6 protein-coding genes are annotated in these 7,130 nt (G+C 65.8%); 1 reads left to right on the plus strand and 5 read right to left on the minus strand.

What is annotated here, in order from left to right; translation table 11 throughout:
• Positions 1-1,939 precede the first annotated feature (1,939 nt).
• The 5 genes from KDK95_RS33345 to KDK95_RS33365 all read right to left on the minus strand — a co-directional run bounded on the left by KDK95_RS33345 (position 1,940) and on the right by KDK95_RS33365 (position 6,815).
• Complete coding sequence (locus KDK95_RS33345; protein ID WP_212522354.1) at positions 1,940-2,953, minus strand: hypothetical protein; 1,014 nt, start codon at positions 2,951-2,953, stop codon at positions 1,940-1,942.
• 734 nt (positions 2,954-3,687) lie between these two features.
• A complete protein-coding gene (locus KDK95_RS33350; RefSeq protein ID WP_212522355.1) occupies positions 3,688-4,698 on the minus strand; it encodes a tyrosine-type recombinase/integrase in 1,011 nt (336 codons plus the stop codon).
• Positions 4,699-5,442: 744 nt separating this feature from the next.
• The gene (locus KDK95_RS33355; RefSeq protein WP_212522356.1) at positions 5,443-5,682 is read right to left on the minus strand and encodes a hypothetical protein; all 240 of its coding nucleotides are present in this window, start codon (positions 5,680-5,682) and stop codon (positions 5,443-5,445) included.
• Between the two features lie 24 nt (positions 5,683-5,706).
• Positions 5,707-6,018, minus strand: coding sequence for a hypothetical protein (locus tag KDK95_RS33360; protein ID WP_212522357.1), 312 nt, complete (start codon positions 6,016-6,018; stop codon positions 5,707-5,709).
• A 575-nt stretch (positions 6,019-6,593) separates the two neighbouring features.
• Positions 6,594-6,815, minus strand: a complete 222-nt coding sequence (locus tag KDK95_RS33365; RefSeq protein ID WP_212522358.1) for a hypothetical protein — start codon at positions 6,813-6,815, stop codon at positions 6,594-6,596.
• A 16-nt stretch (positions 6,816-6,831) separates the two neighbouring features.
• Here KDK95_RS33365 and KDK95_RS33370 point away from each other — a divergent pair.
• A partial coding sequence (locus tag KDK95_RS33370; protein WP_212522359.1) for a hypothetical protein occupies positions 6,832-7,130 on the plus strand: 299 nt, incomplete at its 3' end.

Here is a 7,130-nt window from a genome sequence, read left to right on the forward strand (position 1 = left end):
GACGAGGTCCACGCCCCCGAGGTCGCGGCCGCGGTCCGACGGTGGGAACGGGGCACTTCGGTGCTCATCCCACAGCCCCGAAAGCCGCTCGCGCATCGCGTCATCCACGCCCTTGAGCATCACACACCGACGAGGCGAACGTAACCTGATGCGGCACTAGAGGATACAGCCGCACTGAGGTGAAACCGTGCCATGGACTGCTCGGCCTTGCAAGCCCGCCACTGCACTCAGGGGGCATTAACTATGACTATTGATCCGTCGGCCGCCAGGCAGCGGATGATTTCCAGACGCGCTTATCCACTGGAACCTTACCCCGGTTCGCGCGAAAAGTGGCGATGCCTTTGCATGAATTGCACGTCGCCCATCTCTCCGCGATACGATAATGTTTGCAATGGTAATCAGGGGCCATGTAAATGGTGTAGCGGAAAGGCCAGGGTGCCGGATCACATAGCTGAGCCAGAGATGTTCCGGGCGGGGGCCCGCCCGTTGGTTCCATACCCGAGAGTGGATGACCCGTGGGAGTGCGAATGTCTCCACTGCGGCTCAGTGATTACGCCGCGTCTAATGACGATCCGGCGCGGAAACAGGGCATGCAAATGGTGCGCTGGCATCGAGATCCCCCCAGCCGCAGCCTGGGATTACATGTTTCGGTTGGGTGAGGTCGAGCCGATCGATCGGTACCCTGGAGTCGATAAGCCTTGGCGCTCAAAATGTAGGAATTGTGCTCGGGAGGTGAAACCAAGCCTCCACGCTGTCAAGAACCAGGGCTCTCGGGGTTGCATTTACTGCGCGGGGAACGCCCCGCTGGATCCAGCCTTCGCAGCGCAGATTCTCAGAGAATCGGGCGCCGAGCCAGATCCCTCAGTCCCGTTCCCAGGCAGGCGGAAACGGTGGGTTGCACGGTGCCTCATTCCTGACTGCGGGTTAACTATATTCCCCATCGTTCAAAGTGTACGGAGAGGCTCATCGCCATGCCCAGCGCATGCAACCTATGGCTTTAATCCCGCCGCTCCAGCTTTTGTATACTTGGTCATGGAAACCGCTCGCGGCATCGCGAAAGTAGGAATCTGTAACGTGGGAAGCGCCCGTGTCGCCGTGCACTCTCGCATGGGCTGGGATCTTCACGAGCAGAGATATTTCGCCGAAGGATGGAAGGCCTATGCTGTTGAGCAGTCGGTGCTTCACCAATGGCGAAATGTCGAGCGATGGCCCGTCGCACTCACGGATGCAGCGGACATGCCGCAGAACGGGCACACAGAGACGGTGGAAACGGCTCCGGGTCGCACCGCGGACGTTCTTTGGGCCTACGTCCAAAAGGAAACAGAGTTGCTCTGTGGGCCAGAGACCTGAGCTCGAGACTTCGGCGAGCTACTGCAGGCAGTGAATGTGGTGATGACGACGTTTTCGGCCGTGACGCGTCCAGGTCGTTGAGTATTGCGACCACGACCAGTTCGACGGGCATAGGGAGCACCTGGCGAGCAACCGGCCTGCGCAGGGACCTTCCTCCGCCTCACGGAGTACTCTGGCCTCGGAAGTTCCGGGGTGCCCGCGCAAGCCTGAAGCTGGCCGCCGGCGCCTTCGTCTACGCGGCGCGGGCCGCCTAGGCGTTAGCCGCCTCCGGTGCCCGCTTGTACGAACTGAGCAAATCGTCGGGTGCGGTTTGCGGGGACAGCACTCACTCCGGCGGCGGCAGGTGAAGCCCGATGACGGGGGTGTCCCCGCCGGGGTAGGGCTCGACGGTTCCGAGCGGGCAGCTGTTCGGGCCGCGGGTTTGGTGGCGCTGGCGGGCATGGCTCACTATGGCTGGGTTCTTGGGGCCGCCTCGACTCGCACGCGCCACTGCTGTCACACGGGCAAAGCGGCGCTGGCCATGTTGCCGAACCCCTACGGGCCCGGCAACCGCGAGCCGCGGGGCCCGCCGCTCGCGGTCGTCTGGCGCTTAGCCGATCTCGGGGTTCGTGACGGTGTAAAAGTGCTGCATCTGGTTGTAGTGCTCATCGTCGAAGCATGTGCTGCACAGGTTCTCGCCGTCCTGCGGAGCGAACGGGTGCTCGCAGTCCGCGCACTCCGTCAGAGACCCGAACTCCTCGCTGCATGCGAAGCACAGGGCGAGTTCCTCACCGCTGTACGCGGTGACGACTCCGCGCACGAGTTCATTCTCACCGCACCCCGGGCAGCGGGCCGGACTCCCGAAGCTCCCCAGCACCTCGGCCAGGCCCGTCGCCGCCTGCTCGCCCCAATCGATCCCACAGAAGTGACACCGGTTCGCCTGCCCGTCGACCAGCAGCGCGAACTGGTTGCACTGATGGCACTGAACCACACGCGGTGACCACGGATCCAGCTCCGGGCGCAGTCGGTTCATACGGTTCCTGACAAACGCGCGGATCTCGCCGAGCCCGCGGCGGATGTGGCCTGTGTAGTCCCGCTCGAGCCGGTCGACCACCGCCGCGTCGAGCGTGGACAGCAACTGCTCGTCGAGGAACCCGACGAGGAAGTCCAGGACACGCCCGGCGCGGGCCTCGGTGGCCGGTCCGGACGCGGTCAGCCCGTAATGCTGCAGTGCATTGCGATCCTTGCGCAGCTTGTTCAGGGCCGTGACATCCTTCGCGGCGAAGTCCAGGCCGACGATGTCCCTCAGACGGGCGAGGGTCTCCTCGGTCGAGCAGCTCTCGAACTCGCCGGACTCGAACTTGGCACGCGCCGCCGTGCCCGGGACCTTGAACACCAAGGTCCAGTGCTCGGCCTGGAGCCGGGCCTTGAGCAGCACCTCCACCGCCGCCTGCAGGTGCAGGACCGCATACTTCAGATCGCGCGCGCCCGGGCTTTCCTCCCCGGTCTTGACCAGGTGGTCCACGACGCTGCACAGGTAGTCCAGGCCGTTCTCGATCGGCGGGAAGCTCACGTCGCCGCCCGACATCTGCGACATCGCGCCCGAGGAAAGTGTGTCAGCCACCCTCACATCCTCCCGCCGCAGACAGCCGGCCGTGAAGCATTTTCAAGCTCGATGAACCATCGCGGATCCGCACCCCTTGCCTCCACGCCCCGCACGGACCGTAATGCCATGCCGGAAGAACGCGAGCCGGCCCACCGCGAAACGACACTCCGGCCTCAGTCAGTGTCCGAGGGACGAGGGTGCCGCCTCCGCCCCGGCCGGAGTTCAAGCGGACGGCTCGCCTCAGTTCCCTGCGCCGCCCTCGACTAGAATGTCCCAGGTGGCGCCATCACCCGCGCGCCATGTATCAGACCCCTGAAGTGGGGAAAATCTGGGGAAGATCCGAAGCAAAACCCGGCAGCAGATGGCAGAGATCTGCAGAGAACCGCACGGGATCGCAGCATAATGCGAGGCGGGAGCCGGTGACCGATTAATACTCGCAGGTCACCGACCCCCACATGCCACAAGAGAGATTATGCATGAGAAGACCAGAAATCGGGGTTCCAGCGCCGTTCACCTGCAGCTTTTGTGACAACAGGCTTTCATGTGTATCGCGTTTTGGGGAAAAGTGCGACGCCAAGCGACGCATCCAGTCGCGGGCGCGGTCCCGACGCAGGCCCAACTGTCGCGCACGTGCCTTTACATGCACGCCGTTGACCTGGGCCTTTAGGCGTGTGGGCGGGCTGTCCGTTCAAGTAGATCGCCAACTCTCGAAACTGGGCCCTTTTCATGCATAATGGATTTTTGGCCATGATTCACGGGCTGACCTGGACTTTTCCCCGGTCGGCCCACAACTGTTCGAGCCCGTATATCATCTGCTCGCGCATGGCCGGGGTGGGGTGGGCGTAGATGATGCGCATGCCGGGGGGTCGGTGTCCGAGGCGGTCGTCTTGGAGGATTTCGGGGACGTCGAGCTCGACGAGCATGTTCTTGTGGCTGTGACGCAGGTCGTGGAACCGCAGCCCCAGGCAGATGGGCGCGAGCGCATCGGGTGCCGCACCGCCGGCAGCGGCGCCCATGAGCGAGCCGTCGCAAGCCCGACGCCAGCGAGTCAGGAAGTCGGTGTGCCTGATCGCCGCGGAGCGCCGGTTGGCGAACAGCAGCTCTCGCCCACCGGTGTTCGCGGCGTGTTCGGTGAGCAGGTCGGCGAGGAAGCCCGGCAGGTCTATGACGCGTCCGGCCCCGCCCTTGGGTGGGCCGAAGAATCGGCGCGCGTGCACGTCCTCATGTACCGCGCCGCGTGTCGTGTCGATGCGATACCACGCGCCGTCGGGGCCGCCCGGCTCGCCCGGCGGGTGCAGGTGTTGCCGTCGCATCCCGCACACCTCGCCCCACCGCATGCCGGTGAACAACGCGACCACAGCCATCAGCGCCTCCTGCGCAGGAAGGCGCGCACAGACCGCGAGCACCGTCTCCACGTCTACGGCGACACCCGGGCGCACAGGTGCGCCCGCTCCGGTACGCCGGTGCCGGAGACGTAGCGGGGGCGCGGAAGGGATCAGCCCCTCCGCCACGGCATCCGCGAGCAGATCACGGATCACACTCAGCACGACGGTCACACTCGACGCCGCAAGCCCCGCTTCCCGCAGATCGCGGGCGAACTCAGACAGGTCCAAGCCGGTGATCTCGGCCAACGCCCGCTGTCCGAAGCGCGGGTGCACATACCGCCGGTACTGCTGGGCGTAACTCTCCAACGTCGCCGGCGCCAGGTCCTGCGCCGCAGACCAGCGCTGCCACCACTCCCCCACCGTCAGTCCAGGCTCCACGCGAAGCCGAGGCCAGAGCCGAGCGGCGAGCTCCTGCTCATCCGCGTACTGCTGCGCCGCACGTTTCCCTGCGAACCCTGACTTGCTCCCGAACCGCCCGCCACCCATCGACCAGCGCGCCCGCCAACCTCGCCCGCTCCGCTCCGCATACGCCATCGCACACCCGTCCGATCCGCCGCACCGACTGCAGCACCTGACCGCAGCGTGATCTTCGAAGATCCGGACGTCCAGCACGACGCGAGGGCGGCCAGGCTCACGCAACCCGCGCACCACCCTGGGCACGTCACCATCAGCAAGCGCATTCACACGACAAGGTCGCGAGATTCAATACCGCCGCCGCGTTGCTCCAGCGGCTGGCTGTCACCACTGAATTACGCTCTCGTCGATGCCTGTCGGTGCCGCCCACGAGGTCAGGACTCGGCGACGGCGAGCCTCGACCAGGCCTCCCCCAGGTGGTCCGGTGCAGCTGCGGGAAGGTGCTGGGCAGGCACAGCAACGAATCGCATCCGTCGCTGTCAGTCGCGTGCGAGCCCTTACGGCAGTCGCGGCCGTGAAGTGCCGCCGAGGTTACGGTCGACTGTCAGCAGGTAGGTCACAGGGGAGTCCCGCCTCAGTTGGCGGCCTTTGCCAACCCTCTGCGCCACCGGCAACCGGCGAGGTGGGCTGGAGCTGGTTTCCGGTGCCATGCGCAAGACCGTACGGGAGCCCACCGACAGAATCCTGCGTCAGGCCGTGCATCAGTCTCTACCCGACCCACGTGACGTCGGTGACGAGCAACTGCCGATCAGGCTCATAGATCAGGTAAGTGACCATGCCTTCGCCGTGCGGCCCGAAGTGAACCGTCGGCATGTTCCGGGTCCGCTTCTCGTCCGGCGCGAGCTCAACCTCCCAGGGGTTGAGCTCGGCGGCAGCCATGACCTCCAGGAAGGCACGGGCACCCTCGATGGGCATCGTGGCGGCTCGATCGCGGACCTCGTCGTTCATGAAGTCCCAGGCGTAGACCACGGCTCAGGCCAGGTCCAGCTTCTCGCCCGGATGGGCGGCTTCCCACGCTTCGATGAACTCTTCCCGGCCCGAACCACGGCGCTCGGGCTCGATCGCGCCGCGCGCCACCTGCGCGACGTCCCACCAGTGACTCAGGACCTTAGCGAGCGGTTCGCCACTGTCTAGTTCGATAGCGTCCTTCGACGCCTGCTCGACCTGCTGGTCGTAGAGAGCGAGCGTCTCGTCCGTCGCATACGGCTCAAGGGCGCTCCGGACCTCGTTGGGCCCGTGAATCGGCCTGGCCGCGAAGTCGGGACGGTCAAGAGTACTCGTCATACTCATACGGTACCTGGAGTGTTTCGCCCGAGAAACGCCTTCAGGCATCAGCACAGGTCGCCATGATGCCGCTCACCGCTACGCGATGGCGCCGGCGACGCTCATGCGAAAGGCCCTGGGAGAGGACCGGTCGCCGCAACTACTGGGGAGCGGACGAGACCGCTGTTTATCCATGCGCCGAAGAGCACGTCCGCGAGGTCGATGGAGGGTCCGGGACGCGCGTGTCGATCCCGAAGCGCAACTGGGCGGCGACCATGCGGGAGGCGACGTTGACCGGGGTGCTGCAGGCGATGACCAGGGCGTCGAAGCGGGCGAGAAGGTCACGTTGTAGCTCGTGACCGCAGAGCAGCCCCAGCCGTCCTCGCTGTATGCGCCCGCAGGTCATGGCCCCGCACGGTCCGAGCCGGCCGAAACGAACGTTTTGCATGAACGCATGTCGGCCGAGCCTGCTGAAGTCGGCTTGGGCCAGCATTGACTACAGAGAGTGGCCGATTTGGTGGACTAGTTCGACGCGCACAGTTCTCAAGCTCGCGGCCAGCCTCGTCCTCGCCCTCGCTTGTCCGTGTTTCGGCAGTTCAGAGCCACTCCCAGAGTGCCTGAAGCCCTTCCGCCATCGCCCGCCGCATCCGCGTGATGGTGCGGGCGTAGACGCCCCGCATCCCGGGTGGGTGGTGCCCGAGACGCTCGTCTTGCGGGATCTCCGGGACGCCGAGCTCGATGAGCATCGTCTTGCGCGTGTAGCGCAAGTTCTGGAACCGCAGACCGCGGTGGGCCGACGCCGTGGCCGGCTCCCCCACGCTCCCGTCCCGCGGCGTGGCGCGGCAGCCCACCGTCGCACGCCGCCCGCCACAATCGCCGGAAGTCGCGGTGCCGGACCGGTTCACCGTGCCGGTTGGCGAACAGCAGCGGCCGCCCGCCGACCGCCTCGACCCTCTCGGACAGAAGATCGGCAAGGCATACCGGCAGGTTGATCACCCGGCCGCGCCCGCCCTTGGGCGGACCGAAAAACCCTCGACCGTACACGTCTTTGTGCACCGCGCCGAACCGCGGACCACCCTCGTAGACTCCCGCGCCCACACCCGGTCCCGTGCGCATCCCGCACACCTCCCCCC

Origin of the sequence: Actinospica acidithermotolerans, assembly GCF_018139625.1 — a bacterium.
In the GTDB taxonomy this organism is placed as follows: Bacteria; Actinomycetota; Actinomycetes; order Streptomycetales; family Catenulisporaceae; genus Actinospica; species Actinospica acidithermotolerans.